Source organism: Curtobacterium sp. MCJR17_043 (assembly GCF_003224315.2).
In the GTDB taxonomy this organism is placed as follows: domain Bacteria; phylum Actinomycetota; class Actinomycetes; order Actinomycetales; family Microbacteriaceae; genus Curtobacterium.
The window spans coordinates 2,675,404-2,702,278 of sequence record NZ_CP126259.1; the positions used below are offsets into that span (position 1 = coordinate 2,675,404).

Annotated in this window: 24 protein-coding genes, 1 tRNA gene and 7 pseudogenes; 9 read left to right on the plus strand and 23 right to left on the minus strand. The window is 70.3% G+C overall.

Features of this window, described 5'->3' with window-relative positions:
• Nucleotides 1-134: 134 nt before the first annotated feature.
• Nucleotides 135-2,002, minus strand: a pseudogene (locus DEJ15_RS13760) (ABC transporter ATP-binding protein).
• A gap of 237 nt (nt 2,003-2,239) precedes the next feature.
• Between DEJ15_RS13760 and DEJ15_RS13765 the strand changes: the two are divergent.
• Nucleotides 2,240-3,652 (plus strand): APC family permease, encoded by a 1,413-nt coding sequence (locus DEJ15_RS13765; RefSeq protein ID WP_110824612.1) that lies wholly within the window; start codon nt 2,240-2,242, stop codon nt 3,650-3,652.
• Between the two features lie 101 nt (nt 3,653-3,753).
• Here DEJ15_RS13765 and DEJ15_RS13770 read toward each other — a convergent pair whose 3' ends face one another.
• From DEJ15_RS13770 to DEJ15_RS13795, 6 genes and pseudogenes are all read right to left on the minus strand, one after another.
• Nucleotides 3,754-4,092: a hypothetical protein gene (locus DEJ15_RS13770; RefSeq protein ID WP_284175143.1), complete on the minus strand. Its 339-nt coding sequence runs from the start codon at nt 4,090-4,092 to the stop codon at nt 3,754-3,756.
• Between the two features lie 830 nt (nt 4,093-4,922).
• Nucleotides 4,923-5,306 (minus strand): 50S ribosomal protein L7/L12, encoded by a 384-nt coding sequence (gene rplL / locus DEJ15_RS13775; protein ID WP_110824614.1) that lies wholly within the window; start codon nt 5,304-5,306, stop codon nt 4,923-4,925.
• Between the two features lie 54 nt (nt 5,307-5,360).
• Nucleotides 5,361-5,876: a 50S ribosomal protein L10 gene (gene rplJ / locus DEJ15_RS13780; RefSeq protein WP_110824615.1), complete on the minus strand. Its 516-nt coding sequence runs from the start codon at nt 5,874-5,876 to the stop codon at nt 5,361-5,363.
• 237 nt (nt 5,877-6,113) lie between these two features.
• A complete protein-coding gene (locus DEJ15_RS13785) occupies nt 6,114-6,857 on the minus strand; it encodes a sensor histidine kinase (protein WP_284176213.1) in 744 nt (247 codons plus the stop codon).
• 69 nt (nt 6,858-6,926) lie between these two features.
• Nucleotides 6,927-6,977: pseudogene (locus tag DEJ15_RS13790) on the minus strand (hypothetical protein); the annotation flags it as partial.
• Between the two features lie 608 nt (nt 6,978-7,585).
• Nucleotides 7,586-8,326, minus strand: a complete 741-nt coding sequence (locus DEJ15_RS13795; RefSeq protein ID WP_181419560.1) for a response regulator transcription factor — start codon at nt 8,324-8,326, stop codon at nt 7,586-7,588.
• A gap of 276 nt (nt 8,327-8,602) precedes the next feature.
• Here DEJ15_RS13795 and DEJ15_RS13800 point away from each other — a divergent pair, with 276 nt between their 5' ends.
• The 3 genes from DEJ15_RS13800 to DEJ15_RS13810 all read left to right on the plus strand — a co-directional run bounded on the left by DEJ15_RS13800 (nt 8,603) and on the right by DEJ15_RS13810 (nt 10,951).
• Entirely contained in the window at nt 8,603-8,848 is a 246-nt protein-coding gene (locus DEJ15_RS13800) for a hypothetical protein (RefSeq protein WP_284175144.1), read from the plus strand.
• 160 nt (nt 8,849-9,008) lie between these two features.
• A complete protein-coding gene (locus DEJ15_RS13805; RefSeq protein WP_284175145.1) occupies nt 9,009-10,043 on the plus strand; it encodes an ABC transporter permease in 1,035 nt (344 codons plus the stop codon).
• Between the two features lie 176 nt (nt 10,044-10,219).
• Nucleotides 10,220-10,951: an ABC transporter ATP-binding protein gene (locus tag DEJ15_RS13810; RefSeq protein ID WP_220032687.1), complete on the plus strand. Its 732-nt coding sequence runs from the start codon at nt 10,220-10,222 to the stop codon at nt 10,949-10,951.
• Nucleotides 10,952-10,977: 26 nt separating this feature from the next.
• On the opposite strand, the gene DEJ15_RS13815 is transcribed toward DEJ15_RS13810, so the two are convergent.
• The 7 genes and pseudogenes from DEJ15_RS13815 to DEJ15_RS13845 all read right to left on the minus strand — a co-directional run bounded on the left by DEJ15_RS13815 (nt 10,978) and on the right by DEJ15_RS13845 (nt 17,206).
• Entirely contained in the window at nt 10,978-11,634 is a 657-nt protein-coding gene (locus tag DEJ15_RS13815) for a TolB family protein (RefSeq protein WP_284175146.1), read from the minus strand.
• Nucleotides 11,615-11,932: a hypothetical protein gene (locus tag DEJ15_RS13820; protein WP_284175147.1), complete on the minus strand. Its 318-nt coding sequence runs from the start codon at nt 11,930-11,932 to the stop codon at nt 11,615-11,617. Before DEJ15_RS13820 ends, DEJ15_RS13815 begins: the two co-directional genes overlap by 20 nt.
• 89 nt (nt 11,933-12,021) lie before the next feature.
• The gene (locus tag DEJ15_RS13825; RefSeq protein WP_110824619.1) at nt 12,022-12,861 is read right to left on the minus strand and encodes a carbohydrate ABC transporter permease; all 840 of its coding nucleotides are present in this window, start codon (nt 12,859-12,861) and stop codon (nt 12,022-12,024) included.
• Nucleotides 12,854-13,849, minus strand: coding sequence for a carbohydrate ABC transporter permease (locus DEJ15_RS13830; protein ID WP_110824620.1), 996 nt, complete (start codon nt 13,847-13,849; stop codon nt 12,854-12,856). Before DEJ15_RS13830 ends, DEJ15_RS13825 begins: the two co-directional genes overlap by 8 nt.
• Before the next feature lie 92 nt (nt 13,850-13,941).
• Nucleotides 13,942-15,039, minus strand: coding sequence for an ABC transporter substrate-binding protein (locus tag DEJ15_RS13835; protein WP_349814898.1), 1,098 nt, complete (start codon nt 15,037-15,039; stop codon nt 13,942-13,944).
• A gap of 324 nt (nt 15,040-15,363) precedes the next feature.
• Nucleotides 15,364-16,463, minus strand: a pseudogene (locus DEJ15_RS13840) (Gfo/Idh/MocA family protein); the annotation flags it as partial.
• The gene (locus DEJ15_RS13845; protein ID WP_110824623.1) at nt 16,460-17,206 is read right to left on the minus strand and encodes a sugar phosphate isomerase/epimerase family protein; all 747 of its coding nucleotides are present in this window, start codon (nt 17,204-17,206) and stop codon (nt 16,460-16,462) included. The pseudogene DEJ15_RS13840 and the gene DEJ15_RS13845, both read right to left, overlap by 4 nt.
• Before the next feature lie 150 nt (nt 17,207-17,356).
• Here DEJ15_RS13845 and DEJ15_RS13850 point away from each other — a divergent pair, with 150 nt between their 5' ends.
• Nucleotides 17,357-18,679: an ROK family transcriptional regulator gene (locus DEJ15_RS13850; protein ID WP_284176215.1), complete on the plus strand. Its 1,323-nt coding sequence runs from the start codon at nt 17,357-17,359 to the stop codon at nt 18,677-18,679.
• A complete protein-coding gene (locus DEJ15_RS13855; protein WP_181419559.1) occupies nt 18,639-19,331 on the plus strand; it encodes a YqaJ viral recombinase family protein in 693 nt (230 codons plus the stop codon). The genes DEJ15_RS13850 and DEJ15_RS13855 overlap by 41 nt, the downstream gene beginning before the upstream one ends.
• Here the strand turns inward: DEJ15_RS13855 and DEJ15_RS13860 are convergent.
• On the minus strand, nt 19,282-19,611 hold the full coding sequence (locus DEJ15_RS13860) for a Pr6Pr family membrane protein (RefSeq protein ID WP_502866109.1): 330 nt from the start codon (nt 19,609-19,611) through the stop codon (nt 19,282-19,284). The two genes, DEJ15_RS13855 and DEJ15_RS13860, sit on opposite strands and share 50 nt — an antisense overlap.
• A gap of 80 nt (nt 19,612-19,691) precedes the next feature.
• Between DEJ15_RS13860 and DEJ15_RS13865 the strand changes: the two genes are divergently transcribed.
• Nucleotides 19,692-19,946: a hypothetical protein gene (locus tag DEJ15_RS13865; protein WP_284176322.1), complete on the plus strand. Its 255-nt coding sequence runs from the start codon at nt 19,692-19,694 to the stop codon at nt 19,944-19,946.
• Nucleotides 19,947-20,021: 75 nt separating this feature from the next.
• Here DEJ15_RS13865 and rplA read toward each other — a convergent pair.
• The 5 genes and pseudogenes from rplA to DEJ15_RS13890 form a co-directional block, all read right to left on the minus strand.
• Nucleotides 20,022-20,715 (minus strand): annotated as a pseudogene (gene rplA, locus DEJ15_RS13870) (50S ribosomal protein L1).
• Nucleotides 20,716-20,795: 80 nt separating this feature from the next.
• Nucleotides 20,796-21,227, minus strand: a complete 432-nt coding sequence (rplK, locus tag DEJ15_RS13875) for a 50S ribosomal protein L11 (RefSeq protein ID WP_110824626.1) — start codon at nt 21,225-21,227, stop codon at nt 20,796-20,798.
• A gap of 142 nt (nt 21,228-21,369) precedes the next feature.
• Entirely contained in the window at nt 21,370-22,428 is a 1,059-nt protein-coding gene (nusG, locus tag DEJ15_RS13880; protein WP_110824627.1) for a transcription termination/antitermination protein NusG, read from the minus strand.
• A 170-nt stretch (nt 22,429-22,598) separates the two neighbouring features.
• Nucleotides 22,599-22,874: a preprotein translocase subunit SecE gene (secE, locus tag DEJ15_RS13885; protein WP_110824628.1), complete on the minus strand. Its 276-nt coding sequence runs from the start codon at nt 22,872-22,874 to the stop codon at nt 22,599-22,601.
• Nucleotides 22,875-22,893: 19 nt separating this feature from the next.
• A tRNA-Trp gene (locus tag DEJ15_RS13890) sits at nt 22,894-22,966 on the minus strand.
• Between the two features lie 270 nt (nt 22,967-23,236).
• Here DEJ15_RS13890 and DEJ15_RS13895 point away from each other — a divergent pair.
• Nucleotides 23,237-24,419, plus strand: a pseudogene (locus DEJ15_RS13895) (pyridoxal phosphate-dependent aminotransferase).
• Between the two features lie 19 nt (nt 24,420-24,438).
• Here DEJ15_RS13895 and DEJ15_RS13900 read toward each other — a convergent pair.
• The 3 genes and pseudogenes from DEJ15_RS13900 to DEJ15_RS13910 all read right to left on the minus strand — a co-directional run bounded on the left by DEJ15_RS13900 (nt 24,439) and on the right by DEJ15_RS13910 (nt 26,344).
• Nucleotides 24,439-25,470 (minus strand): annotated as a pseudogene (locus tag DEJ15_RS13900) (UDP-N-acetylmuramate dehydrogenase).
• A gap of 2 nt (nt 25,471-25,472) precedes the next feature.
• Nucleotides 25,473-25,898, minus strand: a pseudogene (locus DEJ15_RS13905) (MaoC/PaaZ C-terminal domain-containing protein).
• Entirely contained in the window at nt 25,895-26,344 is a 450-nt protein-coding gene (locus DEJ15_RS13910; protein WP_110824838.1) for an FAS1-like dehydratase domain-containing protein, read from the minus strand. The pseudogene DEJ15_RS13905 and the gene DEJ15_RS13910 overlap by 4 nt, the downstream one beginning before the upstream one ends.
• A gap of 108 nt (nt 26,345-26,452) precedes the next feature.
• On the opposite strand from DEJ15_RS13910, the gene DEJ15_RS13915 reads away from it, so the two are divergent.
• Nucleotides 26,453-26,866: a hypothetical protein gene (locus DEJ15_RS13915; RefSeq protein ID WP_110824631.1), complete on the plus strand. Its 414-nt coding sequence runs from the start codon at nt 26,453-26,455 to the stop codon at nt 26,864-26,866.
• The last annotated feature ends 9 nt before the right edge of the window (nt 26,867-26,875 follow it).

Sequence of the window (26,875 nt, forward strand, 5' to 3'; positions counted from 1 at the left end):
GAGAGTCTAGGTCGCGTGCCCCGGTGTGCGACGTCCCGCGACGAACACCCAGCCGGTGTCAGCCGAGGGCGAACGAACGGCCCGGGCGTCCCGGCACGCCGCGCCGGACCAGCAGCGCCCACGAGGGCCGCCGGTCACTCGCGGGCGGCCACCACGGGGTCGCTCTGCTGCTCGTGCAGGGTCGCGTAGGTACCGCCGAGGGCGATGAGTTCGTCGTGCGTCCCCTGCTCGACGATCTGCCCGTGGTCGAGCACGAAGACCACGTCCGCGTCCCGGATGGTCGACAGGCGGTGTGCGATCGAGATCGTCGTCCGTCCCCGCGCCGCGGTGTCCAGTGCCGCCTGCACGACCCGTTCGGAGATGGAGTCGAGCGCGCTCGTCGCCTCGTCGAGCACGAGGACGGGCGGGTCCTTGAGCAGCACGCGGGCGATGGCGATGCGTTGCTTCTCCCCGCCGGACAACCGGTAGCCCCGCTCCCCCCACGACCGTGTCGTACCCGTCCGGGAACGAGGCGATCGTCTCGTGGATGTTCGCGGCACGTGCCGCCCGTTCGAGTTCGGCGTCGGTCGCCCCCCGGCTTGGCGTACCGGAGGTTGTCACCGATGGTCGCGTGGAACAGGTAGGTCTCCTGACTCACGATGCCGATGTGCGCCATGAGGTCCTCGTGCACGAGGTCGCGGACGTCCTGCCCGGCGAACCGGACCGAACCGGCGGTCGCCTCGTACAGCCGCGGCACCAGGTACGAGATCGTCGTCTTGCCCGCGCCGGACGGTCCGACGAAGGCCGCGAACTGTCCGGGCTGCAACTCGAACGAGACGTCGCGCAGGGTGGGCTTGTCGGCTTCGCCGTCCGGGTACGAGAACGAGACGTGGTCGAACGCCACGTGTCCCACCCGTCGTTCGTCGACCGGCTTCGCGGTGGCCGCGTCCGTGATCGCCGGCTTCAGGTCGAAGTACTCGAAGATGCGGGCGAACAGCGCCCCCGACGTCTGCAGGTCGAGCACGACGCGGAGCAGGCCGACGGTCGGGAACAGCAGCCGGGACTGCACGGTCGTGAAGGCCACGATGGTGCCCGCCGTGATCGGGACGCCGCCGAGGACGAGGTACGCGGCCACGAGGTAGATGACCGCCGGGATGATCGACAGGAAGATCTGCACGATGGCGAAGAACCACTGACCGGACATCTGCTGTCGGACCTGCAGCCCGATCTGGTTGCGGTTCTCGTCCCCGTAGCGGTGGATCTCGGCGCGCTGCTGGTTGAAGCTCTTCGCGAGCAGGATCCCCGACACGCTCAGGGTCTCCTGCGTGATCGCGGTCATGTCGGACAGGGACTCCTGGGTCTGCGCGGCGATCCGGGCGCGGACCTTGCCGACCTTGCGCTGGGCGATGACGAGCAGGGGCAGCAGGACCACCGCCACCAGGGTCATCTGCCAGCTCAGGAGCAGCATCGCGACGACCGCGGCGATGACCGTCACGGTGTTGCCGAGGACCGACGAGATCGTGTTGTTGAGGACGCTCGCGACCCCGCCGACGTCGTTCTGCAGGCGGCTCTGGATGACGCCGGTCTTCGTCCGGGTGAAGAACGCGAGTTCCATCCGCTGCAGGTGCCCGAACAACCGCATCCGCATGGCGCCCATGACCTTGTTGCCGACGGTGGCGGTCAGGTACGTCTGCCACACGCCGATCCCGGCGCTCGCGATCCACAGCCCGATCATGGCTCCGACCAGCACGGCGAGCACCGGCACGTCCGGTCTGCCCTCCGGCGGGAACAACCCGCGGTCGAACGCCTGCTGGGTCAGCAGCGGCGGGATGACCGAGAGAGCGGCTCCGACCAGCACGAGCACGACCGTCAGGACGATCGCGCGTCGGTGTGGGACGAACAGTCCGGCGATGCGACGCAGCAGGTGCGGGATCTGCGGCGCTTCGGCGTTCGCTGCGCGCTGCGCGTCCGGGTCGCCACTCGAGATCCGGCCGCGGGGTCCACCGCCGCCGCCACCGCGCATCCCGCCGCCGCCGGCGACCGCGTCCATCCGACTCATCCGCACCCTCTCCGCGCCGTCCGGCGCCGTCCTCGGATGAATGTACGCCCGCGGACGGGCCCGGCCCGACGCGTTCGCCGAGGGCTGTGGACGGAGGCGGTCCGGGCCTCCCGCGTGGAGGGAGGGACCGTCTGGTTTGGACCCCGTCCGAGGGCCGTGGGACGATGTCGCGTCCACCGCAAGCGCCCCCCGTGAGGTCCCATGTCGTCCGCGCCGTCACTCGCCCACCAGCTCCTCCGGCGCAAGCCGGTGGACCAGCTCCGCGCGGAGGCTGCCGAAGGCGTCGACGGGCAGCCGCTCCGACGGACACTCGGGGTCTGGCACCTCACGATGATCAGCGTCGGCGCGACGCTCGGCACCGGCATCCTCGTCGTCCTCGGGACGGCCGTCCCGCTCGCCGGACCCGCCGTCTGGATCTCGTTCGTGATCGCGGGTGTGGCGGCGCTCCTGTCGGCGCTGTCCTACGCCGAGATGGCAGGCGCCGTCCCGACGTCCGGGTCGAGCTACTCCTACACCTACGCGACCATGGGCGAGGGGATCGCCTGGGTCTGCGGGTGGTGTCTGGTCCTCGAGTACGCGGTGTCGGTCGCGGCGGTCGCCGTCGGCGCCAGCGAGTACGTCGACGAGACGCTGCGGGTCTTCGGGCTGCACCTGCCCACCGTGCTGTCCGCGCCTCCCGGCGACGGCGGCTTCGTGAACCTGCCCGCGGCCGCGCTCGTCGTCATCGCGATGCTCGTCCTGCTCCCCGGGGCGAAGGAGAGCGCCTGGGTGAACACCCTCATGGTGCTCGTGAAGATCGCCCTCCTGGTGTTCTTCGTCGTCGTCGCGTTCTCGGCGTTCCGCGCCGGGAACTTCGAGCCGCTGGCGCCCATGGGTGCTGCCGGGGTGAGCGCGGCTGCCTCCCGGCTGTTCTTCTCGTACATCGGCTTCGACGCGGCCTCCACCGCCGGCGAGGAGGCGAAGGACCCCCGCCGCGACCTGCCCCGCGCCATCATCGGGTCGATCGCGCTCATCACCGCGCTGTACATCCTGGTCGCGGTCGCCGCCATCGGTGCTCGGTCCTGGACGTCGTTCTCCGCTGACGAAGCCTCGCTCGTCCGCATCGTCGTCGACGTCACCGGGCAGCCCGTCGTCGCCCTCGTGTTCTCGATCGGGGCCGTGGTCGCGATCGCGAGCGTGGTCCTCACCGTGCTCTACGGACAGACTCGCATCCTGCTGTCGATGGCTCGGGACGGCCTCGTGCCGAAGGTGTTCGGGCGGGTGTCGCCCCGGACGGGCACCCCGATCGCGAACACGCTCATCGTCGGCATCGTCGTGACGATCGTCTCCGCGCTGGTCCCGCTCGGGGAACTCGCGGACGCCACGAGCATCGGGACGCTCATCGCCTTCGCCCTCGTGAACATCTCGGTGATCGTGCTCCGCGGGACGCAGCCGGACCTCGACCGCTCGTACCGCGTGCCGTTCTTCCCGGTCGTGCCGGTGCTCGGCGTGCTGTTCTGCCTGTTCCTCGCCGTGACGCTCGGCGCGGGCACGTGGATCGCCTTCGGCATCTGGATGGTCGCCGGGGCGGTGCTGTACCTGGCCTACGGCCGCCGCCACAGCACGCTCGCGTAGGCGGGTCGAGAGGGACGTCGTCGCGAAACCGACACTTCGGCGCAGGAGTTCCGCGGCGGAGTGTCGGTTTCATGACCTGAACTCGGTCAGGTCTGGTCAGGTCACCGGCAGGGCACGCCGTGCATGCGGAACAGGGTCCGCAATCGCTCCGGGTCGACGAGGTGCCACCAGGTCACGCGGATGAACCCGCGGACGTCACCATCTGCTCGGATGTCGTCCTCGCGCAGCTTCTCGCTCCACAGGACGTCGTCAGCAGTACCGGGCACAGCTCCGTGGTCCCGGTACTTCTGACGGCCGTCGAACTCGAGCACCAGCCCGAGCGACGGCATCCAGAAATCGACGCGGTAGGTCTTCCCGCCCGGTCGGACGAACTGCACCTGCGGCTCCATGTACGGCGCTCGGAGTTCGTGGCAGCGAGCCGCGAAGAAGGACTCGCCCACCGATTCATGCCGCTCGTCCGCGACACCGAGCGCGTTCGCGACACGGACCCGCCCCCCAGTCGGGACCGCTGTCCAGCATTCCTTCCGGTTCTCGGCGCTGTACGCCGCTCCGCAGCGCATGGTCCACCGCCACGACCGCTCCGCTGAGACTCGAACGCCGAGACGTCTCGACGACGGTCTCCGCCAGACTCGCCACCGGTACCCCGTGGAAGCGTCCGGCCTCTGCGGGCCGTCTTCCGGCGTGCAGGGTGAGTCCGACCCGACGACGGTCGGCGTCCAGGGCCGGGACCGTCACGTGCACGTGCTCTGGCCACGAGGTCAGGCGCGGCACGTTGAGAACGGCTGCCGCGGAGTCGCGCGTGAAGACCGCCCCGATCGGGAGCAGCGGCACAGCAGCGCGCATCCGGACGAGGTACCGGGACCGCCCGTCGAGCGCCGCCCAGGCTGCAGCAGGGACGTACACTCCGTGCCGCACCCGGACGAAGTGGCCGTCTGCCGCTCCCCGTTGCAGCGTGCGCGCCCGTGACGGATCGGCCTTCGTCGTCCGCAGGAGTTCGATCGCATCGGCAGGGTGCACGCGGCACAGCATGGCCTCGCCACGAGGGGCGGATTGCACGGCGAGCAGATCTGTGGACGGTCCCGGTCCTCCACACCGAGGCAGCAGTCCGTCCGATGCCGCTTCCCAGGCGCCGAACCGACAGATCGGGGGGCGAAGTTCGGCGCAGAACTGTCGGTTTCGCGCCCAAGCCCCCGCGCCCGCCGCCGCGCCCCGCGCACGACGAAGGCCGCCGCCCCGAGGGGCAGCGGCCTTCGTGACCAGAAGGTCGGACTCAGACGAGCTCGACGGTGGCGCCAGCGGCCTCGAGGGCAGCCTTCGCCTTGTCGGCAGCTTCCTTGTTCGCACCCTCGAGGATCTTCGCGTCGGCGGTCTCGACGAGCGCCTTGGCCTCGCCCAGGCCGAGCGACGTGAGGCCACGGACCTCCTTGATGACCTGGATCTTCTTGTCACCGGCCGACTTGAGCACGACGTCGAACTCGGTCTTCTCCTCGACCTCCTCGGCGGGGGCAGCAGCGCCACCGGCCGCGGCGACCGCGACGGGGGCAGCAGCGGTGACCTCGAAGACCTCTTCGAACTTCTTCACGAAGTCCGAGAGCTCGATGAGCGTGAGCTCCTTGAAGGCCTCGATGAGCTCGTCCTGCGAAAGCTTCGCCATGATTTTCTCCTACTACTTACTGATGCGTGGTGTGGTTGTGGAACGCGTGCCTGGTCAGGCCGCGGACTCCTGCTTCTCACGGAGGGCGTCCACGGTGCGGACGGCCTGCGAGAGGGGTGCCTGGAACAGGTACGCAGCACCGAACAGCGAGGCCTTGAAGGCGCCGGCGAGCTTGCCGAGCAGGACTTCACGGGACTCGAGGTCGGCGAGCTTGTCCACCTCGGTCGCGGTGAGCGGGTTACCGTCGAAGTAACCGCCCTTCACCACGAGCTCGGGGTTCGCCTTGGCGAATGCACGCAGCGACTTCGCGACGGCGACGGTGTCACCGTGGACGAAGGCGAGAGCGGACGGACCGGCGAGCTCGTCGTCGAACGACGTGATGCCTGCCTCGTTGGCCGCGATCTTGGTCAGCGTGTTCTTCACCACGGCGTACGTGGCGTGCTCACGGATCGAGTTGCGGAGCTCCTTGAGCTGCGCGACCGTGAGACCGCGGTACTCGGTGAGCAGAACGGCGTTCGAGCTACGGAAGGACTCCGTGAGCTCGGCGACCGCAGCTTCCTTGTTCGCCATGGTTCTCCTTGGGGTTCTTGCTGGCAGCCCCGGGTCCCATGGCTGTGGTGAACACAACCCGCACATGAAGAAAGCTCCGGCGCAGAGGCTCGGAGCTGCTCCCGCACGATGTGTGGGAGTGGTTCTGAACACCTGCGCGGGCTGCCTCGTGACGAGGACCTTCGGCCACTGTCCGAGCGTGAGCACGGCAGCGACGACCAGCGGTCTTTGGCTGAGAAGAACCGTACCACACCAGGGTCACGTGCCGGAACCCGCAGGTGCTCCCACCGGCTGCCGCGTCCGGTCCGGCAGGTGCACCGTGAACACCGTGTCCCCGGGCTCGCTCGTCACACTCACCCGACCGCCGTGCGCCTGCACGACCGCGTCGACGATCGCGAGGCCGAGTCCCGTCGACCCGGCGGTCCGCGAGCGCGAGCTGTCCGCCCGCGCGAACCGCTCGAAGAGCTTGGGCAGGAAGGCCGGGTCGATGCCCTGCCCGTCGTCGCGCACCGTCAGGTCGACGCCGCCGCCGTCCGCCGGCGGTACCGGAGCGATCCCCACGGTGATCCGCGTGCCGTCCGGCGTGTGGGTCCTGGCGTTCGTGACGAGGTTGACGATCACCTGGTGCAGCCGGGGCGCGTCGCCGAGGACCTCGACGGGCTCGTCCGGCAGGTCGACCTCGATCGGGTGGTCCGGCGACGCGGCGTGGGCGTCGTTGACCGCGTCGAGCACCAGGCCGGTCAGGTCCACGTCCGCGAACTGGATCTCCCGGCCCTCGTCGAGTCGGGCGAGCAGCAGCAGGTCCTCGACCATGGAGGTCATCCGGATCGACTCGGACTCGATGCGGCTCATCGCGTAGACGACGTCCTGCGGCAGGTCCCCGCCGATCCGCCGGGTGAGTTCCGCGTACCCGCGGACGGACGCGAGCGGCGTCCGGAGTTCGTGCGAGGCGTCGGCGACGAACTGCCGCACCTTCTGCTCGGAGCGCTCACGTGCCTGCATGGCTCCCGCGATGTGTCCGAGCATCCGGTTGAAGGCCCTGCCCACTCGGCCGACCTCGGTTGCGGGGTCGGCGTCGGGCACCCGCACGCCGACGAGCGCGTCGCTGCGCTCGAGCGGCATCCCGGCGACGGCGGACGCGGTCTCGGCGACGCGGTCGAGCGGCCGGAGGGCGCGACGGACGGCGGCCGTCGCGACGAGGGTCGCGGCGAGCAGGGCGAGCCCGGTCACCACGAGCACCACGCCGAACAGCTTCCACACGCTCTCGTAGACCGGGCCGAGCGGCAGCCCGACGACGAGGACGGCCGGCCCGACGGTGGCGGCCGTGACCCGGTAGCGCCCGAGGTCCGCACCGAGGTCGATGGTGTGCGCCCTTCCGTCGAGCCGGAGTCCGCCGAGGGGGGTCGACCACGTCCGCCCGCAGCCGGTCGACCCGTCCGGCGTTGTCGAGCACGTTGCCGACGACGACGTTCCCGTCGAGGACGTACACGGTCAGCGTGCCGGCCGCCTGGCCCGAGGGTCGCCCGAACTCGGCGCCGTTCGGCCCCTCCTGCTCGACGGACCGCTGGGCGCGGCTCGTCGCGTACTGCAGCTGCTCGTCGATCGCGGAGCGCTGGATGGAGAACAGCGCGATGATGCTGCCGCCCCCGATCACGGCGCTGACGGCGACGACGAGGGCGACGATGCTCAGGACGAGCCGGCGACGGAGGGTCATGCGTGGCAGTCCGGGATCAGGAGGTGGGCTTGATGACGTAGCCAACGCCGCGCACGGTGTGGATCATCGGCTGCTCCCCGACGTCGATCTTCTTGCGCAGGTAGGAGATGTAGATCTCGACGACCGACGACTTGCCGCCGAAGTCGTACGACCAGACACGGTCGAGGATCTGCGCCTTCGACATGACGCGGCGTGGGTTGCGCATGAGGAACCGGAGCAGCTCGAACTCGGTCGCGGTGAGCTCGATCGCCCGCCCGGCGCGCGAGACCTCGTACGACTCCTCGTCGAGGACCAGGTCGCCGACGACGATGCGCGAGTCGCCGGCTTCGGACACCGAGATCTGCGAGCGCCGGATGAGCCCGCGCAGGCGTGCCACGACCTCCTCGAGGGAGAACGGCTTCGTGACGTAGTCGTCCCCGCCCGCGGTGAGCCCGGTCACGCGGTCCTCGACGGAGTCCTTCGCGGTGAGGAACAGCACCGGGGTGTCGTCGTGGTTCTGACGCAGCCGGCTGAGCACCTGCAACCCGTCGAGGTCCGGCATCATCACGTCGAGCACCATCGCGTCGGGCCGGAACTCGCGGGCCTTCGTCAGGGCGTCCTGGCCGCCGTTCGCACTCCGCACGTCCCACCCCTCGTAGCGCAGCGCCATCGAGAGCAGGTCGGTGAGACTGGCTTCGTCGTCGACGACGAGGATGCGCAACGGCGAACCGTCGGCACGCGTGAGGCGCGGGGCTGTTGAGGGCTGGGAGATGGTCACGTCTCTGAGTATGGAGAGCTTCCTATGAAGCCCCTGTGGCGCATCCCGATGCGCCCTGTGGATCGAACGGGAGACCGACCCGAGGGTCGGCGGGGGGACGGGGCCGAGCCGAGCGGCTCCGCCACACCTCCGGCGACGCGACCTCGGCCCCTCACGATCCTCATAGGGCACGGAATGGAGGCCCTTGGCACCCCTTCCTAGGTTCTCCCCGTCGGCCCCCCGCCGCGCGATCCGCGTGACCGGTGTTCCCGGAGCCGACCCCCACCGAGGAGAACCATGTTCCTGACCTACCTCAGGCGCGAACTCACGAACCGCAGAAAGCAGACGGTCGTCATCGCGGTCGGGATGGCGTTGGCCATCGCGCTCGTCGTGATCGTGTCGTCCATCGCGAGCGGCGTGCAGTCCGCCCAGTCCAGTGTGCTGCAGTCCGTGTACGGCGTCGGCACCGACATCACCGTCACGAAGACCGAGACCCCCCACGTCGAGCAGCACCGGACGGCCGTCGTTCGACTTCGGCGGTGACGCGTCGGACGGCAACTCGTCCGACGGCGGCTCGACCGACGACAACGGCTCGACGGACCTGTCCCAGTCCCGCCTGGCCGTCTCCCGTGGATCCGGGACCCTGAGCGCCGCGGACGTCGAGACGGTCGCCGGCACCGACGGCGTCGCGGCCGCGACGGGCGTGCTCACCCTCGAGAACAGCACGTTCTCCGGTCAGGTGCAGCAGGCCGACGGCAGCGACAGCAGCAGCGGTGCGGCGCAGGGTGCCCCGCCGAGCGACGGTGGCCAGGGCGGTGGCGGGTTCGGTGGCGGCTCGTTCAGCGTCGACTCGTTCACCGTGACCGGCATCCCGGTGTCCGGCGACACGGTCGGCCCGCTCACCAGCACCGAGACCACGAAGGGCCGCACCTTCACCACGGCGGACGCCGGCGAGGACGTCGTCGTGCTCGACTCCGCGTACGCGACGAGCGAGTCGAAGACCGTCGGTGACACGATCTCGATCGGCGGCGAGGACTTCGACGTCATCGGCATCGTCGCCTCGACCGGTTCCGCGTCGACCACGGGATCGAACACGTACGTCCCGCTCGACACCGCGCAGGAGCTCGCGGACCTCGACGGCGAGGTGACCTCGATCTACGTCTCCGCCGGGTCGTCCTCGGACGTCGCGACCATCAAGACCGCGCTGCAGGACGAGCTCAGCAGCGCGACCGTGTCCACCGAGTCCGACCTCGCGTCGAGCGTCTCCGGCTCCCTCGCCACGGCATCGACCCTCGTGTCGAACCTCGGTCGGTGGCTGTCGATCGTCGTCCTGGCGGCGGCCTTCCTCATCGCGATCCTGTTCACCATCTCCGGCGTCACCCGACGGACGCGTGAGTTCGGCACCCTCAAGGCGATCGGCTGGTCGAACGGCCGCATCACCCGACAGGTCGCCGGCGAATCGCTCGTGCAGGGTTTGATCGGCGGCGTCATCGGCGCGGCAGCCGGACTCGTCGGCATCCTCGTCGTGAACGTGATCGCCCCCCACGGTCTCGGCGAGCGCGGCCAGCAGCAGCCGGACCGGTCCCGGCGCGGGCGGCGGCATGCCGGGCAACGCGGCGAGCGCGGCAGCGGGCAGCAGCACGAGCGGGGGGCGCTCCAGCCGGCGGGTTCGGCGGCGGCGGTCAGAGCGCCGCGACCACCGACGTCGTCCTGCACGCACCCGTCACGGTCGAGGTGATCCTGCTCGCGATCGGACTGGCGGTCCTCGGCGGGCTGCTCGCCGGCGCGATCGGGGGGGTGGCGAGCCTCCCGTCTGCGTCCCGCGGCAGCGCTGCGGAGCGTGGCGTGATGCCGCGACGTCCCACCTCCACGACCTCGACACCAGCACCCTCGACGACTGCCCCAGGAGCATCCATGACCACCACCGAGAGCGCGCCCGCACGGGGCGACGTGCCCACCGCCTCCCGACCGGTGTACCGCCTGTCGGGCGTGACGAAGACCTACCGGCAGAAGAACCGGACCGTCACCGCCCTGGCGGGGGTGGACCTCGAGATCCCGCAGGGGCAGCTCGTCGCCGTGCAGGGGCCGACCGGTGGCGGCAAGTCGACGTTGCTGCAGATGCTCGGCGCGCTCGACCGGCCGAGCACCGGGTCGGTGCAGCTGGGCGACCGGGACCTCGCGACGCTCGGCGACCGGGCGCTCACGGACGTCCGGGCGACCGAGATCGGCTTCGTGTTCCAGGGCTTCAACCTCATCCCGACGCTGACGGCCCTCGAGAACGTGGAGACCGCGTTCGCCGGGTCCCTCGCGAACCGCTCGCGCGCCGAGGTCCGCGAGCGGGCGACCGCCGCACTGCACGGGGTCGGCCTCGGCGAGCGGCTCGACCACCTGCCGGCCGAGCTCTCCGGCGGGCAGCAGCAGCGGGTCGCGATCGCCCGCGCGCTCGTCAAGGACCCGAGCGTGCTCCTCGCGGACGAGCCGACCGGGGCGCTCGACGAGGGGACGCGCGACGAGATCATGGGCCTCATCGAGCGGCAGTGGCGGGACCGCGGGCTGACGGTCGTCATCGTGACACACGACTCAGGGGTGGCGCGGCGCGCGGAGCGCCGGTTGCACATCGCGCAGGGCCGGGTGCGTGACGTGTAGCCGAGCGTCCGGGCGGTGGGCAGCGCTCAGTCGGCGACCGGGTAGTCGCAGTAGGCGAACCACGACGAGTCCGGCGCCCACGGCGGCACGTTGACCGTCCCCTGCCCGCCGTCGAGTGCCACGAGCGTCTCCGGCAGGACCGCGATGCGTGCCCCGGAGGCCAGGACACCGGGCAGCAGTCGGAGCTCCACGCGGTGGTCGGCCGGGTGCCCCTGCACGCCCGGCTCGTACGACAGGTAGAGCAGGTGCGCGCCGTCCGGGGAGACGTGCGGGAACCAGTTCACCCGCTCGTCGCCACTGATCGGCACGGGGCCGGTCGATCCGGCTCCGTCCGGTCCGGTCCGGAGCGCCGCGATCTGTGCGGTGCCGGGCGTGAACCGCTCGGTGTTGAACAGGAGCGTGCCGCCGTCGGGCGTCCAGGCGCAGCCGTCGTCGGGGTGCTCGTCGCGGGTCACGAACGTCGTCGCTCCGGTACGCGGGTCGACGACGGCGACGTCCGTCGTCCACACGCCGGCCTCGGTCCGTTCGCCCACGATCGCCGCCAGGGCGGAACCGTCGGGAGCGATGCCGTGCAGGTAGTACTTCCGCACCACGGGCAGGGCCGCGGCCGTGTCGGTGATGCGGGACCCGGGACCGCCGGCCGGCAGCGGCACGCGGTACAGCTCACCGTCGCGGGCGCTCACCACGACCGACTCCCCCCGACGGATCGAGCACGTGGTCGTTGTTGATCTCCGGCACGCCGCCCATCGGCACCGGCACGAGTGCGGTCTCGTCGAGCACCGTCCCGGGCGGCGGCACCGGCAGGAGCCACAGGTCGCCGTCGCCGTTCAGCACGAGGGTGTCCACGTCGAGGACGTTCGGCGCCTCGACGAGCACGGAACGGGACTCGAAGACGAGGCGGGCGCTCCGTCCCTCGACGTCGTACACGTGCACGCGGCTGGTCTGTCCGGTCAGCAGCTGCCGCCCGCGGGTCTCCGTCATGCGTCCATCCTGTCGTCTCGTCGGGCAACGCGGACGGGAGGTGCGGTGCGGGCGGACCCGCACGGCACCTCCCGTCAGGGGGGTCGTGGCTACTTCACCGCGCCGGCGGTCAGGCCGGCGACGAACTGGCGCTGGACCACGAGGAACGCGATCACGACCGGGATCGACACGACGAGCGAGGCCGCCATGATCTGGTTCCAGTACACGTTCGTCTGCGTCGAGTACTGCTGCAGACCGACCGCGAGCGTCGACCCGAGGCCGTTCGTCATGACCGAGGCGAAGAGCACCTCGCCCCACGCGGTCATGAAGGAGTAGATCCCGACCGCGACGAGACCCGGGCGGGCCGACGGCAGGATGATCCGGAACAGGGCACCCATCGGGCCGGACCCGTCGACCATCGCGGCCTCGTCGAGCTCGCGCGGGATCGTCTCGAAGTAGCCCGCGAGCATCCAGATCGAGAACGGGAGCGTGAACGTCAGGTACGTGATGATGAGCCCGAGCCAGCTGCCGACGAGCTGGATGCCGAGCGAGTTGCCGAGGTTCGTGAAGATCAGGAACAGCGGGAGCAGGAACAGGACGCCGGGGAACATCTGGGTCGACAGCACCGTCGTCGTGAAGGCGCTCTTGCCCTTGAAGTCCCAGCGCGAGACCGCGTAGGCGGCGAACGTCGCGATGATGAGCGAGAACACCGTGGCGACCGTGCACACCACCAGGGAGTTCACGAAGTACCGCGCCAGCGGGACCGTCGACCACATGTCGATGAACGGCTGGATGGTGATGTTCGACGGGATCCAGGTGAAGTCGTCCTGCACGTCGCCGAGCGGCTTGATCGCGGTCGTGACCATCACGTAGAGCGGCACCACCGTGAAGACGGTGAGCAGCGCGATGACGATGATCTTGAAGGACTTTGCGCCCACTGTTTCACGCACGGACGGACCTCCGGTTGGTGACGGCCAGGTAGATGCCCGTGACGACGAGCAGGAAGAGGAGCAGCAGCACGCTCATCGCGGCGCCGGACCCGAAGTTCCAGGTGATGAACGAGGCGTTGTAGATGTGGAAGCTCAGCAGGTCCGCGGCCGGGGGCTGCGCGGTCGACCCGAACAGCACGAACGGCGTGTTGAAGTCGTTGAACGTCCAGAGGAACATCACGAGCACGAGGGTGACGTTGACCGGGCGGACCATCGGCAGGGTGATCGAGCGCCACTGTCGGAACGGCTTCGCACCGTCGACCGAGGCGGCCTCGTACACGTCGGCCGGGACGGACTGCAGGCCCGCCATGAGCATGAGGAACGCGAAGGGCCAGGTCTTCCAGATGGCCACGACGACCACGGCCACGAAGGCGTTGTTGCCGATGAGCCAGAACGGGGCACCGCTGCCGAACAGGTGCAGCTGGTCCACCAGGACGTGGTTGATGGCACCGGAGTCACGCTGGAACATGAACTTCCACGTGATGACGCCCGCGTACATCGGCAGGGCGTAGGGGATGAGGAACAGCGTGCGGAAGAGCCCGCGGCCGGCGAACGGCTTCTGCAGTGCGACCGCGGCGGCCATGCCGAAGCCCCAGGACAGGCCGACGACCAGGATCGTGAACCCGCAGGTGATGAGGAACGAGCTGAGCAGTCCGCGCCCGATGGCCTGGTCGAAGTCCACCGCGACGGAGTAGTTGCGCAGGCCGGCGAACGGGGCGGCACCCCAGTTCGCGATGAAGTACTTGGTGAGCTGCACGAAGCTGATCCAGATGCCGACGAGCATCGGCACGATGTGGATGAGCAGCTCGAAGAGGATCGCGGGACCGACGAGCGCGTACGGGAGCCACGTGACGCCACGCTTCCCGCGGGGCGACGGACCCGAGAGGGTCGGCGCCTTGGTGTGCGTCAGGTCGATGGCCTCGGAGTCTGGCAGGACCGTCGTGGACATGGGCAGGCCTTCCGGCTGGGTGGGAGGGTTCGAGGAGGGGGGGCGGGAGGCCCGGACGCGACCTGTCGGACGCGTCCGGGCCTCCCGTCAGGTCAACCTGCGGCCTGGGAGACCTGGTCCTGGGCCGTCTGCAGGGCGTCCTTGATGTCCTTCTCGGACACCGTCGAACCCGTGGCGATCTTGGCGAACATCTCGTTCATCGCCTTGCCGACCGTGGACTCGAACTGGTCCTCGGCGGGGACCAGCGGGAGCGGCTTCGCCTTGTTGTTGTAGATGTCGAGGAACGTCTTCGTCTGCTCGTCCGAGACGGAGTCAGCAGCTTCGGCGAGCACCGGCAGGGCCGAGTACGGCTTGTCCAGCGTCGTCTGCGTGTCCATGCTCGTCATGTACTTGACGAACTTCAGCGCGCCGTCCTTGTTGTCGGTGTTCTTGAAGATCGACAGGTTGATGCCGGCCGGGAAGCTGGCGATGTCCTCGCCACCGGTCGGCGCCGGGAGCGGCACGACGCCGAACTCGTCGGACTTCATGCCGAGCGACTCGATCGTGGTGTTCGCGTTGTTCTGGTTGAGGATCATCGCGGCCTTCTTGTTCGCGAAGTCCGCGACCGACTGGTTCGCGTTGTCGTACTGCGCGTTCGACGGGTTGGCCGCCTTGCTGTCCTGCATGAGGTCGAGGTAGCGCTTGATGCCCTCGACGTTCTCCTTCGACGTGAAGGTCGGCTTGCCGTCCTTGTCGAACCACTCGCCGCCGTTCTGCGCCGAGTTGATGAACGCGAAGTGCGCGTTCTCGGTGTAGGACCCACCGGCGAGGCTGAAGCCGTACTTGCCGTCGGTCGTCAGCTTCTCGGCGGCCGAGACGAGGTCCTCCCAGTTGGTGGGCGGCTCGACGCCGGCGTCGGCCAGCATCTGCTTGTTGTAGAACAGGCCGTACGCGAGGCCGTAGAGCGGGACGCTCGTGACGGTCTGACCCGGTGCGCCACCGGTCGAGAGCGCGACCTTGCCGAACTTGTCGGCACCGCCGATGGCCTTCATCTCCGCGTCACCGAACTCCTGGAAAGCGCCGGTGGCCTGGAGCGAAGTCGCCCACGTGTTGCCGATGTTGACGACGTCCGGGCCCTGGCCCGAGGTGACGGCGGTCTGGATCTTCGTCTGCAGGTCGTTCCACCCGATGACCTGGAGGTCGACCTTGATCCCGGTCTCGTCGGTGAACTTCTTGAGGACGGGGGGTCAGCACCTCCTTGTCGTTCTCGAGGGAGGTGCCCTGGTTCGACGCCCAGTAGGTGAGCGTCTTCGAGTCGCCCGATGCGCCGGAGGACCCGGAGGAGCAGGCGGCGAGGCCCGACACGGTGAGTGCCGCGGCCGCGGTGATGGCCAGTGCGCGGATGGCAGTGCGCATGACTCTCTACTTTCTCGTCGTTGAGATGGTGCAGGAAGTGGTGCTGGATCGTGCTGGGTGGTGCTGGATCGTGCTGGGTGCTGCTGTGGAGGGTGGGGCAGGCTGGTCAGACCAGGGTCTGCTCCGCGGGGGTCCCAGCCCTCGGGGAGGGTCGGGGAGGGTTCGACGGTGCTCTCGACGAGCACGGTCTCACCACGTTCGGCGGCCTCGGCGATGGAGACCATCACGTCGAGGACGTGGAAGGCGAGGGCGCCGGGGACCCGGTTCCCTTCGCCGGCACGGAGGGAGCGGGCCAGGTCGACCACGCCCGTCCCCCGCGAGTAGGTGGACCCGACGGCCGGGATCGTCTCGGGTTCCTCGGCGCCGAGCGCGTACAGCTTCGTGTCGCCGTCGAACTCGTTCGGGTCGGGGAACACGACGGTGCCGGTCTCCCCCCGCGATCTCGACGAAGCCGGTGCGGCCGCGGTCGGACTCGAACGAGAACACGCTCTGCGCGCTCCCGCCGTTCTCGAACTGGATGAGCGCGGAGTGGTTCGTCGGGACCTCGACGGGGAACTCGGTGCCCGCCTTCGGCCCGGAGCCGATCGTGCGGGTGGCGCGGGACCTGGACGCGGTGGCGGTGACCTTCGCGACGGGTCCGAACGCCTGCACGAGCGTCGTGATGTAGTACGGACCGATGTCGAAGAGCGGGCCGGCGCCGTAGGCGAAGAGGAACTCGGGGCTCGGGTGCCAGGACTCCGGGCCGGGGCTCTGGAAGAGGGTCAGCCCGTTCAGCGGCGTGCCGATGCGACCGTCGCGGATCGTGCGGAGTGCGGTCTGGAGGCCCGCCCCCCAGGAACGTGTCCGGCGCGACCGACACGGTGCGGCCGGCCGCGACCGCGGCGTCGCGCAGCTCCGCCGCGCTCTGCCGGTCGAGCGCGTAGGGCTTCTCGCCCCAGACGTGCTTGCCGGCGCGGAGCGCCTGCAGCGCCACCTCGACGTGCGCCGCGGGGATCGTGAGGTTCACGACGATCTCGATGTCGTCGATCGCCAGGAGCTCCTCGACGGTGCCCGATCCGGCGACGCCCCACTTCTCGGCCTGCGAGGCCGCCCGGGGCAGGTCGATGTCGGCGATGAACAGCACCTCGACGTCGGGGAAGACGGTGAGGTTCGACAGGTACTGGTCGGAGATGACCCCGGCGCCGATGACGCCGACGCCCACGCGGCCCGCGGCGCTCATGCGTCCGCTCCGGCGAGGAAGGCGTACGAGTCGCGGACGGCCTGGACGACGTCGCCGTCGTGGTCGTCGAGCTCGATGACCTGCTGCGCCTGGGGCGCGGCCGCGATGATGTCCCGGACCGGCATGACGCCGGTGCCGACGGCGACCTGCTGCTTGTCGTCGTGCGAGCCGTCGCCGTCCTTGACGTGCAGGAAGCGGACCTGGTCGCCGAGCCGCCCGAGGACGGCCACCGGGTCGTCCCCGCCGACCTTCGCCCAGTAGGTGTCGAGCTCGAGGACGACGTCGTCGGCGAGGGCGCCGGCGAAGACCTCGAAGGCGCTCGTGCCGTCGATGCGGTTCGAGAACTCGAAGGCGTGGTTGTGGTAGCCGAGCACGAGGCCACGGTCGGCGGCGCGCGGGACCAGTTCGTTGAACTGGCGGGCGATCGCCTCGACGTCCTCGCGGGTGGTCCAGCGGGCCTCGTCCACGTGCGGGTCGATGAGCGTGCCGAGGCCGACCGTGACGCTCGCGGCGAGGATGCGCTCGAGGTCCTGCTCGTCGGCGTCCAGGAGACGTGCGTGCCCGCTCGGCGCGACCAGGCCGGCCTGCTGCAGGGCGGCCGCGTACTCGTCCGCACGGTCGACGAAGCCGAAGAGTTCGACGTTCGTGAAACCGATGTCGGCGATCGTCGCCAGGGTTCCGGGGAGGTCCGCCGACAGCGCGTCACGCACTGTGTACAGCTGGACCGAGAGCGGTTGGGTCACCGTGTGTTCTCCTCATCGAGACGTGGTCGTCACTGACCGATCGTCACACTATGGGTGCTTCTGTCGGCGGTCAAGCAGAAGTTCGAACGAGTTCGACGACCTTCGTTGCGTGGCTCGGAGGATGTGTGGTTCACTCCGGACATGGTCGACATGACTCGGACGGCAACGTCGCCGCCGGTCGGGACGAGTGAGCTCTTCCAGATCCTGCGTGACGGTGTGCCGCGGACCCGTGGCGAGCTCGCCGCCCTGACGGGGATGGCCCGCTCGACCATCGGCGTGCGGCTCGACGCCCTCGCCGATGTCGGACTCGTCGGGGCGGTCGACACCGCGGCGTCCACGGGCGGTCGTCCACCCGCCCAGATCGCCCTCCGTCCCGCCGCGCGGCTCGTCGTCGCGGCCGACCTCGGCGCCTCGCACGGCCGGGTCGCGGTGACGGACCTCGTCGGCACCCCGCTCGCGACGCGTGACGCCAGCATCGACATCGCGGCGGGACCCGTTCCGACGCTCGAGTGGCTGATCGGCGTCGTCGACGAGCTCCTCGACTCGGTCGGCCGGGCACGCGACGACGTGATCGCGATCGGCATCGGCCTGCCGGGCCCCGTCGAGTTCTCCACCGGTCGCCCTGCGAACCCGCCGATCATGCCGGGCTGGGACGGCTTCGACGTGCCCGGTTGGCTCCGGCAGCACGTCCGCGCGCACGTGCTCGTCGACAACGACGTGAACATCGCCGCACTCGGCGAGCGGGCGCACGGCTGGCCGGACCTCGACCACCTGCTGTTCGTGAAGGTCGCCACCGGCATCGGCTCGGGCATCGTGTCCGAGGGACGGTTGCAACGCGGCGCCCAGGGCACCGCCGGGGACATCGGGCACGTCCGGGTCTCGCGCGCCGGGGACGTGCCCTGCCACTGCGGCAACACCGGGTGTCTGGAGGCCGTCGCCTCCGGTCCGGCGATCGCCAGGGCCCTCCGCGCCAAGGGACACGACGTACACACCAGCGCGGACGTCATCGACCTCGTGGGCCGTTCGGACATCGACGCGATCGGTGCCGTCCGGCAGGCCGGCCGCGACATCGGCGAGGTGCTCGCCACGTGCGTCTCGCTCATCAACCCGTCGGTCATCGCGCTCGGCGGCTCGATCACGCAGGCCGGAGAGCACCTGCTCGCGGGTGTCCGCGAGGTCGTGTACTCCCGGTCGATGCCGCTCGCCACCGAACACCTCGTCATCGCGCAGTCGCGCGCCGGCTCGATCGCCGCGCTGCAGGGCGCGGCAGCCCTGGCCATCGCGTACGCCCTCTCCCCCCGCCGGCGTGGACGAACTGGTCACCCTGTCCGAGGGGCGGCAGCTCGTCTCCTGAGCGCGGTGACCTGCCAGCGCGCCGGATCGGCCGCGCGCCGGTTTCGCCGGTGCCGGTGGTCGGGTGGACAATCATCCGGTGACGATCGTGCAGCCCACCCTGTGGGGCGACCTGGATGACGGGTGGGAGGCCCAGCCCGGCTCCGGCACGTCCCCGTCCGCGCCGGCACGGCCGAGCCGCAACGCGTTCACGTCCCTGCGCGGGCACACCGAGCGCATCGTCGCGCATTCGTCGGACCGGGTCGCCTGGCTCCGCGCGCGGGCGATGGGGATCACCGCCACCGACGTCGCACGCCTCGCCTCGCTCCGCGCCGTCGACGCCGTCGTCGCGGACAAGCGCTACGGCTCCCGGTTCGCCGGCAACGTCTACACCGAGCACGGCAAGGAGCGGGAGCCCGTCATCGCCTCGTGGGTGGCCGCCACGCACGGGATCCTGCCGTCGGCCCACCTGTTCCACGCCGCCACGAACCGAGCGCACCTGGCGACGCCCGACGGTGTCGGACAGGACCGTGACGGCCGGCTCCTCCTCGCCGAGATCAAGACGACCTCGTCCGGCTGGAAGCGCGTCCCACGGCACTACATGCGACAGGTCTGGTGGCAGCAGTACGTGCTCGGCGCGGACCGCACGCTGTTCGTCTGGGAGACGCACGACGACTTCGTGCCGGTCGCCGACGAGCCGGAGTGCCGTTGGATCGACCGCGACGACGACGCGATCCGCGGGCTCATCGTGCTCGCCGACCTCGTGCTCGACCGCCTGCGCGACGCTCGCTGACCCGCACCACCCGGAGCCGACTCAGCGCCACGACGACGAGTCCCATCAGCCCGATGAACACGGCCACACCGAGGCAGTACAGCGCCACGGCCCCGTAGCCGGATGCGGGGTCGAGGAACGGGTACGGCACCCAACCGTCGGTGGCGCCGCGGGTGACGACGACCACGAGCCAGACCGCCGGGTAGACGAGGAACCACCACACGTCCCGGGCCAGCAGCCGACTCCGGTCCGAGAACAGCACCCAGTCGAGCACCACGATCAGCGGCACCCAGCGGTGCACGACGTCGTTCGACCAGGACGCCCCCCAGCGGTTGGCCGACCTCTGCCAGGAGCGTGTTGTAGACGAGCCCGGTCGTCGCGATGTACACCGTGGCCGCACCGCGGAACAGGTCGAGCCGTCGGCCGGTCGGACGGTCGCCGAACGCCGCGACGACGGTCAGCGTCCACACCACCGCGACGAGCAGGTTCGACTGGTTCGTGAAGTACCCGAAGAAGTCCCAGAACACGAAGTCGTCGCGCAGCGCCCCCTGCAGGTCCGTCACCACCGCGGCGACGGCGACGACGGCGACCACGAGTCGCAGGCTGTTCACGAAGGTCCGCACCCCACAACGGTAGCGGGGACGCCGAGGGCGTGCGGAACGACGAACGGCCCGCACCTTCCGGTGCGGGCCGTTCGTGTGGAGCCGTGGATCAGGCCAGGACGTTGACGTCCAGCGGGATGCCCGGGCCGAAGGTCGTCGAGACGGCGCCCTTCATGATGTAGCGGCCCTTGGCAGCGCTCGGCTTGAGGCGGACGACCTCGTCGAGCGCGGCGGTGATGTTCTCGTCGAGCTGCTCCGGGGTGAACGAGGCCTTGCCGACGACGAAGTGCACGTTCGCGTGCTTGTCGACGCGGAACTCGATCTTACCGCCCTTGATGTCGTTCACGGCCTGGGCCACGTTCGGCGTCACGGTGCCGGTCTTCGGGTTCGGCATGAGGCCGCGCGGGCCGAGGACCTTGCCGAGACGACCGACCTTGCCCATGAGCTCCGGGGTCGAGACCGCGGAGTCGAACGAGGTGTAGCCCTCGGCGACCTTCGCGATGAGCTCGTCGCCACCGACCTCGTCGGCGCCGGCGGCGATGGCGGCCTCAGCGGCTGCACCCGTCGCGAAGACGATGACGCGGGCGGTCTTGCCGGTGCCGTGCGGGAGGATGACGGTGCCGCGCACCATCTGGTCCGCCTTGCGGGGGGTCGACGCCGAGCTTCAGCGCGACCTCGACGGTGGAGTCGGTCTTCGCCGAGCCGGTCTCCTTCGCGAGGGCGACTGCCTCGGTCGGGGTGTAGAACTTGTCGGCCTCGATCTTCGCGGCCGCGGCGCGGTACGCCTTGGACTTCTTCGCCATGGTGGTCTCCTTGCGAGATACGTGGTTGGCGAGCCGGCGCGGCTCTCCCACGGTGAGTACTGGGGTGTGTGGGGTGAGGCTCAGGCCTCGACCGTGATGCCCATCGAACGAGCGGTGCCGGCGATGATCTTCGTCGCCTGCTCGATGTCGTTGGCGTTCAGGTCGGCCTGCTTGGTCTCGGCGATCTGACGGATCTGGTCCGCCGTGATGCGTCCGGCCTTCACCGTGTGCGGCGTCGCGGAACCCTTGTTCACACCCGCTGCCTTCTTGATGAGCTCGGCGGCCGGCGGGGTCTTGAGGATGAACGTGAACGAACGGTCCTCGTAGACGGTGATCTCCACCGGGATGACGTTGCCGCGCTGCGACTCGGTCTGGGCGTTGTACGCCTTGCAGAACTCCATGATGTTCACGCCGTGCTGACCGAGCGCCGGACCGATCGGCGGTGCCGGGTTGGCGGCGCCCGCGTTGATCTGCAGCTTGATCAGGCCCGTGACCTTCTTCTTCGGTGCCATGTTCCGTTTCCTCCTGGATTCGAACGCACGGGGACCCGTGCACTCTCCCGCGTCTCCGGCGGATCCGGATCGCGGTCACGGATCCGCAGCGCACGAGGCGCGCGGACCCAAACTCAGACAGTGTACTGGACGTTCGCCAGTACTAGAGCTTCGTGACCTGGTCGAAGCTGAGCTCGACCGGGGTCTCGCGCTCGAACAGCGAGACGAGGACGGTGAGCTTGCCGCTCTCCGGCTTGATCTCGGAGATCGAACCCGGCAGGCCCGCGAACGAGCCTTCCTTGATGGTGATGGTCTCGCCGACCTCGAAGTCGACCTCGGCCTGCGGCTGGGCCTGCGCGGCACCGCCGGACTTCGAGCCGCCCTTGGTCGGAGCGGCCTCGGCGACCTGCACCAGGGACTTCAGCATGCCGAACGCCTCGTCGAAACGGAGCGGCGTCGGGTTGTGGGCGTTCCCCACGAAGCCGGTGACACCCGGGGTGTGCCGGACGACGGACCACGAGTCCTCGTTGAGGTCCATGCGGACGAGCACGTAGCCGGGGATCCGGACGCGGGTGACCAGCTTGCGCTGCCCGTTCTTGATCTCGACGACGTCCTCCATCGGGACCTCGGCCTGGTAGATGTAGTCCTCCATCGACATCGAGACCATGCGGTTCTCGATGTTCGCCTTCACGCGGCGCTCGAAGCCCGCGTAGGAGTGGATGACGTACCACTTGCCCGGCTTCATCCGGAGCTCGGCCTTGAAGGCGTCGTACGGGTCGGCCTCGACCGGCTCGGCGTCCGCGTCGTCCTCGAGCGCGTCGGCGGCTTCCTCGGCCGCGATCGTGGCGTTCGCCTCCGCAGCGGTCTCGTCCTCGAGCTCGGACTCCTCCTCGTCCTCGACGGCCTCGACGGCGGCCTCTGCCTCGTCGGCGGTGTCGATCTCGAGCGCGTCGTCGACCACCGCGTCGGCCTCGGGGTCGCGGGCCTCGGCCAGGGCGCCCAGCGTCTCGTCGAACTCGGCGGCGACGGTGCCGTCGTCCGGCTCGTCGCTCAGGCCGAGGGACTCGTCGTCCTCGTCGTCGACGGAGATCGCGCGCTCCTCGGCGGAGTCCGTCGAACGGAGCTCGCTCGTCTCGACGTCGCCTTCCTGGTTCTCCTCGACCTCGGAAGACTGCTCGGCAGCGGTCGCGAGGTCGATGTCGTCGCGGGAGTAGTCAGACACAGTCGGTTCTTTCCGTTCGATGGTGCGGATCGGGTTGGCACTCGCGTTCCGGGCGGGGAACGGGTCGCCGTCTCCGGGAGACCGTACCCCGAGGAGGACCGGAACGGTCGGACCTGCGGTCAGTCCGGGCGCGCCAGGGATGCGGTGCGCCGGGGTTCATGCCGGCTGGGTCAGGCCGTGGGGCCGTTGCCGAACACGTAGCCGACGCCGAGACCGAACACGAAGTCGAGGACCGACACGAGGATCATCATGACGACGACGAACACGAGCACGACGCCCGTGTAGCTGAAGAGTTCCTTGCGGGTCGGGGTGACGACCTTGCGCAGCTCACCGAAGACCTGGCGGATGAACAGTGCGATCGCGGCGAACGGACCGCGCCGCTGAGCGCGATCGACCTTCGCCTGGGCGACGACGTCGTCCGTCGTCTCCACTTCTTTGCTCGCCACTTCTACCCTTCCCGATGTGCAGGGCGGACAGGACTTGAACCTGCAACCTGCGGTTTTGGAGACCGCTGCTCTACCAATTGAGCCACCGCCCTTCGGAACGACCCACCCCTGGGGGGTGCCGGATGTTCCTGGTGGCGAGTCCGTCGACCCTGGAGGGGCCTCCGGATCTGCGACGGAGCGCATGATCCGGCGGACTTCGACCGCCGCAGGACAGTGTACGGGAGTCGCGGCGACGGTGTCCACTTGGCGGGTGCTCCGGCGCGGCGCGTCGCTAGGCTGGCCCCGTGAGCACCGACGCCGTCAACCCGCAGCCCACCGACCGCCCGACCACCGACGCAGCCCCGACCACCGATCGGCCGCGCATCGCGTCGCGGATCGCCGCCATCGCGGAGTCGGCGACGCTGAAGGTCGACTCCAAGGCCAAGGCGCTCAAGGCCGCCGGCCGTCCGGTCATCTCCTTCGCTGCCGGTGAGCCGGACTTCGCGACCCCGCAGCACGTGGTCGACGCGGCCGTCGCGGCGGCACAGGACCCGGCGAACCACCGCTACACACCGGCGACGGGCCTCCCGGAACTCAAGCGTGCGATCGCCGACAAGACGGCCCGCGTCTCCGGCGTCACGGTCGACCCCGCCCAGGTGATCGTCACGAACGGCGGCAAGCAGGCGGTGTACCAGGCGTTCCAGACCGTCGTGGACGAGGGCGACGAGGTCCTCCTCCCCGCGCCGTACTGGACCACCTACCCCGAAGCGGTCCGTCTCGCCGGTGGTGTGCCCGTCGACGTCTTCGCCGGCAGCGACCAGGGCTACCTCGTGACCGTCGAGCAGCTCGAGGCCGCGCGCACCCCGCGGACGAAGGCCCTGCTGTTCTGCTCCCCCCTCGAACCCGACCGGCGCGGTGTACTCCGCCGAGCAGACCCGCGCCATCGGCGAATGGGCGCTCGAGCACGGGATCTGGGTGATCAGCGACGAGATCTACCAGGACCTGGTCTACGACGGCATCCGGTTCTCCGGCGTCCTCGAGCAGGTGCCCGCGCTCGCGGACACCACGATCCTGGTGAACGGCGTCGCCAAGACCTACGCCATGACCGGCTGGCGGGTCGGCTGGATGATCGGCCCGGCCGACGCCGTGAAGGCCGCGTCGAACCTGCAGTCGCACCTGTCCTCGAACGTGTCGAACGTCTCGCAGCGTGCGGCGATCGCGGCGCTCACCGGGCCGCAGGAGCCGGTCACCGCCATGCGCGACGCCTTCGACCGTCGCCGGAAGGCCATCGTCGCCGGGCTCAACGCCATCCCCGGGTTCGTGACGCCGGAGCCGGAGGGCGCCTTCTACGTCTACCCCGACGTCACGGCACTGCTCGGTCGTGAGTGGGCCGGTTCGACGCCGACGACCACGCTCGAGCTGGCCGATCTCGTCCTCGAGCACGCCGAGGTCGCGGTCGTCCCGGGCGAGGCGTTCGGTCCGTCCGGGTACCTCCGCCTGTCCTACGCCCTCGGCGACGACGACATCGCCGAGGGCGTGGCGCGCCTGGCCCGGCTCTTCGGCTGACCGTCGGGGACGCGCTCGTTCAGTCGAGCAGGTCCCCGACGACGACCGGCTCCGGCACCAGGGTGACGCCGAAGCGGTTCGCCACGGTCACCTGCACGTAGCGGGCGAGCTCGGCGACCTGGGCAGCCGTCGCTCCCCCCGCGGTTCGTCAGGGCGAGCGTGTGCTTCGTGGAGATCGCCGCGGAGGAGCCCGGCACGCCGTAGCCGCGGTGCACGCCGGCGTGTTCGATGAGCCACGCGGCACTGAGCTTCACGTCGTCCCCGGCGGGCCACCGCGGTGCGTCGAGCGGCATGGTCTCGGCGAAGCCCCGCGAGACGATCGGGTTCGTGAAGAACGACCCGGCGCTCCAGGTGTCCGGGTCGGCGTCGTCGAGGACCATGCCCTTCGACGAGCGCAGACGGAGGACCTCGGCCCGGACGTCGGCCGGCGCGACGCGGGTGCCGAGCTCGACACCGAGCGACCCGGCGAGCTGCGCGTAGCGCACCGGCACACCGTCCGCGGTCGCGGTCCCGAGCCGGAACTCGACCGTCAGGACGGCGCCGCGCCGTCCGTGCTTGAGCGTGCTCGTGCGGTAGCCGAGCGCGAGCTCGGCCGCCGGGACCCAGGACCGCTCGCCGGTCTCGGCGTCGAGGAACTCGACCGCGGTGAGCACGTCGGACAGCTCGACCCCGTAGGCGCCGATGTTCTGCACGGGGGGACGCGCCGACCGTGCCCGGGATGCCGCTCAGGGCCTCCAGTCCGGTCCACCCGCGCGCCACGGTGGTGGCGACGAACTCGTCCCACGGCTCCCCCCGCCGCCACGCGCACGGTGACGCCGTCCTCGTCCGCCTCGTGCGTGATGCCCCGCGTGCGGACCACCACGACGGTCCCGGGGAAGCCCCCGTCGGCCACGAGCAGGTTGCTGCCGCCGCCGACCACGAGCCAGTCGTCGTCCGACCAGGCGTCGACCACGTGCGCGACGAGGTCCTCGGTGGTCTCGGCGACGAGCAGGCGGCCGGCAGGACCGCCGACGCGCAGGGTGGTGAGCTCGGCGAGCGTCGTCTCCGCCACGGTCAGTGGAACGCCACCGTGACCTGTGCCTTGCCGAGCACGGTCTGCCCGGCGGCGGTCACGGTGAGGTCGATGCGGCGGGGGGCGGCCCTGCTCGTCGAGCGTGCCGACCTTCGCGACGACGCCGACGTCGGCACCGTCCCGCGGGTCGACGACGACGGGGCGGGTGAAACGGACGCCGTAGGAGGCGACCCAGCCGCGGTCGCCGAGCCACTCGGACACCGGCTGGACCGCGAGGCCCATGGTCAGCATGCCGTGCGCCAGGACACCGGGGGAGGCCGACCTCCGCCGCGACGTCGTCCCGGTAGTGGATGGGGTTGAAGTCCCCCCGAGGCCCCGGCGTAGCGGACGAGCGAGTCGCGGGTGAGGTGGACCTGCCGCTCGGCGACGACCGCACCGACCTCGAGCCCGGACGTGGTGTCGGTCATGCGTCATCTCCTCGGACGACCAGGGTGGACGTGGCGGTGACGACGGGCGCGCTGTCCGCGTCGACGACCGCGGACTCGGCGGTGACCATGGCGTTGCCGCCGAGGGTCTTCACGCTCGTCACCCGCAGTGTGGCGGTGAGCTCGTCCCCGGCGACGATCGGACGCTCGTAGGCGAACTCCTGCGCACCGTGCACGACACGGGAGAAGTCGATGCCACCGTCCGGCTCGGCGAGGAGCTGTGCGAGCGTGGCTTCCTGCACGACGACCGCGAAGGTCGCCGGCGCGACCACGTCGCCGTGACCCGCAGCACGGGCCGCCTCGGGGTCGGAGTGGATCGGGTTCGTCGCGAAGACGGCACGGGAGAACTCACGCACCTTCTCACGACCGACCAGGTACGGCGGGGCCGGCGGGAACGTCCTGCCGACGAGCTCGGGGTTCACTGACACCACGGCAGTCTACCGAGCCGCTCGGTCACGGGGCTTAGATGAGTTTGCATCGGTTATGCTGGCGACACCGGTCGGGGGGGCGGCCGGGCGGGTCCGGCGGGAGTGGCCATGGAGACGACGACCGAGTACGCGGTGCGCGAGGACGACCGGGGCACCGCCGTCGAACTCGTCGGGACGGCCCTGCGCGCCGACGGCCATCGCGTCACCCACGGGGACGACCGACTCGTCGTGTCGAGCGGCGACCGTGTCCTCACCGCGCTCCTCGGCGCCCTCGTGCACCCCGCGCGGCAGTACCGCCGGTACGAGCTCGCGCTGTCGTCGACCCCGGGGCACGCCGTGCTGACACTGCGGCACGCCGACCACGGCGCCGCGGTGGCCGGCGGACCGATCGGCGCCCGGCGTCGCCACGCAGCCTGGCACCGGACGGCCGCTCTGGTCGAGGCGAGCCTGCACGACGGCGGGGTCCTGGTGCACCGGACGGACCGGCTGGACACCTCCGGCATCGCGGACCGCGACCACTGAGCGGCGACG